The following is a 4,196-nucleotide window of genomic DNA, read 5'->3' as shown; positions in this document are numbered from 1 at the left end:
CTTCTATATCGTCAATGGCATGGCGGTAACAGGAACCAAAGAAGTGATGGAGAAGCTTGCTACCTTCCCTGAAGTCGAAAAAATCCTGCCAAACGAAACGGTACAGCTGAACTCAAATGAAAACAGTAACACATCTACTCAACCAACATCTAACCAACTAACAGCAGCTGATACACAAGCAGACACCACTTCAATCGAATGGAATATTGCAAAAATCGACGCACCACAAGCCTGGAATATGGGCTTTGATGGTACGGGAACTGTAGTCGCTAGTATCGATACAGGAGTCCAGTGGAATCACCCTGCTTTAAAAGAAAAGTATCGGGGTTACAACCCAGCCAATCCAGATCAACCTGATAACACTTACAACTGGTTTGACGCTGTTGATGGAAACGATGCACCTTATGATGATATCGGTCACGGAACTCACACCGTGGGTACGATGGTAGGTTCTGAGCCTAATGGCACGAACCAAATCGGTGTCGCCCCAGGTGCAAAATGGATCGCTGTAAAAGCCTTTTCCAAGTCTGGTGGAACCCAAGTCGATTTACTGGAAGCTGGAGAATGGATTCTAGCTCCAAAAGATGCTGAGGGTAACCCACATCCAGAAAAAGCACCTGACGTAGTGAACAACTCTTGGGGCGGTGGAGCAGGCACAGATGAATGGTATCGCCCGATGGTTCAAAACTGGCGTGCAGCTGAAATTTTCCCTAATTTCTCTGCAGGAAATACCGGTCCGACTGGAGGAAGCATCTCCATCCCAGCCAACTATCCGGAATCGTTCGCTGTTGGTGCAACGGATAGTGGGAATCGGATTGCTGGTTTCTCCTCACGTGGTCCTTCGCCATTTGGAGAAGGGAAGCCAGACATTTCCGCTCCAGGTGTGGCCATCCGCTCTACCGTACCAGGTGATAAATATGCAGGCATGCAAGGAACTTCGATGGCTGCACCAGCCGTTGCTGGGGTTGTTGCTTTGATGAAGCAGGCGAATTCCTCTCTTACCGTTGAAGAAATGGAACAAATTTTACTGGATACGGCAATCCCATTAACTGACTCCACCTACCCAACTTCACCAAACAATGGTTATGGTCATGGTCTAGTGAACGCCTATGACGCTGTCTCCTCCATTGTCAACGGACGAGGCCGAGTTCAGGGACAAGTGTTTCATGAAGGTCAAGATACTGAGAAGCCAACTTATCAGCATACCGCTCCAACTGAAACATTTACGGATATGATATTACCACTTACTGTTCAAGTACAAGACAATGTCAGTGTAAGCAGTGTAGAGCTACAATATCGTGCAAGCGAATCTGCCGAATGGCAAACTGTAGCGGCAACTCGTACAGCAGGTGACTATAAGAGCGGAACGTACCAAGCCGTGATTCCGGCTGATGACGTACAGGTCCCAACCCTTACCTATCATTGGCGCATCATGGACTATGGGAAAAACGTGGTTACTTCTGACGATTACACAGTACCAGTCAAACCTAGAATCAGCACCGGTTACTATCAAGATTTTGAATCTCAACCAAATGGTTGGATCTCCTATGGTACCAACAACAGCTGGGAGTGGGGAGTACCTGCCGCTGGACCAGGAAAGGCCGCTTCTGGTGAAAAAGTGTACGGAACCAATTTAGATGGTAACTATAACAACTTTGCCAATATGAGCTTGATGATGCCTCCAATCGTCCTGACTGAAGGTAACACCTATCTGCAGTTTAAAGACTGGTATCAAATTGATAGCGGCTACGATTATGGTCATGTGCTTGTGTCGACAGACAAACAAAACTGGCAACAGCTGTCGAGCTTCACTGGTAACTCTATGACATGGACGGAGCGACAAATCGATCTATCCGCCTATGCAGGTCAAGAAATCTATATCGTCTTTAACGTAACCACAAACTATACTAACACGGGAGCAGGTTGGTATATCGATGAGGTTGCCTTAAGCAATACACCACTTGCCACAGCCAATGTAGAACTAGAAGATGTACAACAACAAAAACTGCTAGCTAGACAACTGGAATATGAGCCACAAACCAATMAAAAAGCAGTCAACTCGGATACCATCCAACCAACCAAAATACAAAACGTGATGGCACCCACCGCCACGATCACGCCGACTGCAGTCCAACCCATGTCCCTGCCACTTGGAGCTACAGTGAGCGTGCTCGAATCAGGACGTTCTGTTACCACCAACCCAGCGGATGGTAGCTATGGTATGACTCATCCTGCTGGTGAGTTCACCTTACGTGCTGAAACATATGGATATTACTCTGCAGATCAACGAGTGAATATTCAAACCGATGGTACAGTAGAAGCCAACTTTACCTTAAACCCGATCCCGCAAGGAACGGTTAGCGGAACGGTCACAAACAAGCAAACAGGTCAGCCGCTAGCTAACGCAACACTTTCTCTGATCGAAGACGCGCTCATTCAACCTGTACAAACAGATGAAAACGGACGCTTCTCCATCACTGCCTATGAAGGAACTTATACCTTACAAGTAACCGCGCCTTTCTATTACGGCCAAGTTATCACGATCACCATCCCAGCAAACGGAAATATCGAACAAAATGTTCCATTACAACCATTTATCGGCTATTCAGGTGAGATGGGCTATGATGATGGGTTACCAGAAGACGCTCGCGCTTGGAATACTGCTGGAAATAGTTGGGCTGTAAAAATGTCTCTACCTGAAGGCAAAAATAGCGCCTTAGTCACCGCTGGTCTCTTCAATTTCTGGGATGAAAGTTGGCCGTATCCAGGTGGAACAGCCTTTCAGGTTGCCATCTATGATGCTAGTGGACCGGATGGTGCTCCTGGTAAAAAATTAGCCGGTCCATTGAATGCGACTGCTCTTCGAAATGGACAATGGACAGTTGTCAATCTGACAGGCGTAGGAGTAGCGGTAAACAGCGACTTCTATATGGTCTATATCCAATCAAAGGACTACCCGAATACACCAGCAATCGCTGCTGATACAAGCAGTCCAAACGCAGGACATAGCTGGCAACTGGAGAGCGGAGTTTGGTCCCCATCCCCTGAAAATTACGGAAACATTATGATTCGGGCGCGTGTAGATTTTAATGCGATGACTCCAGTGATCACAACGCCTAAAGATGCAGTTTACACCAATCAATCTAATGTCAGGGTAGAAGGGAAAGCTTCCCATACTACCCAAGTTCATCTGTTCAATAACGGCGAAGAAGTGGCTACTATACCAGCCAGAGAGGATGGCACCTTCTCTGTAGATGTTACCCTTCAAAATGGTGAAAACATGCTGACAGCTACTTCTTCTACTGCTGGAGGTAGTACGGATCCATCCGAGCCAGTGAAGATCATCCTTGACCAAGCAAAACCAGTACTAACCATCACCAAGCCTACTAAAGGCTTCAAGACGAATCAGAAAGCGGTTACGATCGAAGGAAAAGCAACCGATCCATATCTAGCAGAAGTCACCGCAAATGGTCAAAAAGCGAATGTCACAGAAGATGGCTCCTACTCCCTACGCGTACTACTCAATAATGGAGAAAATAAATTTACTGTCACTGCAAAGGACCGTGCTGGAAACGAAACTAGCAATGAAGTCACTGTTTACGCCAAGTTTAATGCACCTGCGGTCGAAAACTTAAAACCAGCTCAAAATGTGGTGATAAAAAGGGGTAAGACGTTGACCATCGAACTAGATAGTGAACCAGGAATTAGTGGTTTCTTCTCGATCAACGTACCTTCAGCCTATGCAACCGCCACCGCCACTTCTGTTGAAATACCATTAACAGAACAAGGAAAAGGTCACTATGTTGGTACCTGGACGGCACCAAAAGACACGATCAACGGTGCTGTAATCGAAGTGGTGATGAGAGATGATTATGGAAACGAATCTCGTCAAACAGCCACTGGTAAAGTGTATGTCAACGTAAGACCTAACTAAATCATAGATTGATAGATTGAATGAAGATAATAGAATCATCTTTCACTTACCCTTTAGGTGAAAGGTGGAAGATGATTCTAAAATGTAAGCAAATTTTAGGGGGGAAATCAAATTGATAAAAAGGAACAGACATTACCGCATCGCATTTAGTTTTATTTTATGTGCATTATTGTTGCTCCCTACCTTTCTACCTCAACTCACCTTTGCTAATTCCAACTCCAAAKAAAGTATTTCTCTTCTTGAAAGTTCGGATGTAGCATCT

1 protein-coding gene is annotated in these 4,196 nt (G+C 45.7%); it reads left to right on the top strand.

Translation table 11 applies throughout. From position 1 onward, the window contains the following. The coding region (locus AC1DSL_RS16130) for a S8 family serine peptidase (RefSeq protein WP_477532967.1) at positions 1-3,934 on the top strand (3,934 nt) is incomplete at its 5' end. Between the last annotated feature and the right edge of the window lie 262 nt (positions 3,935-4,196).

The organism is Paenisporosarcina sp. P4_D4 (assembly GCF_056401835.1).
This window is presented reverse-complemented; position numbering and strand designations above follow the sequence as displayed.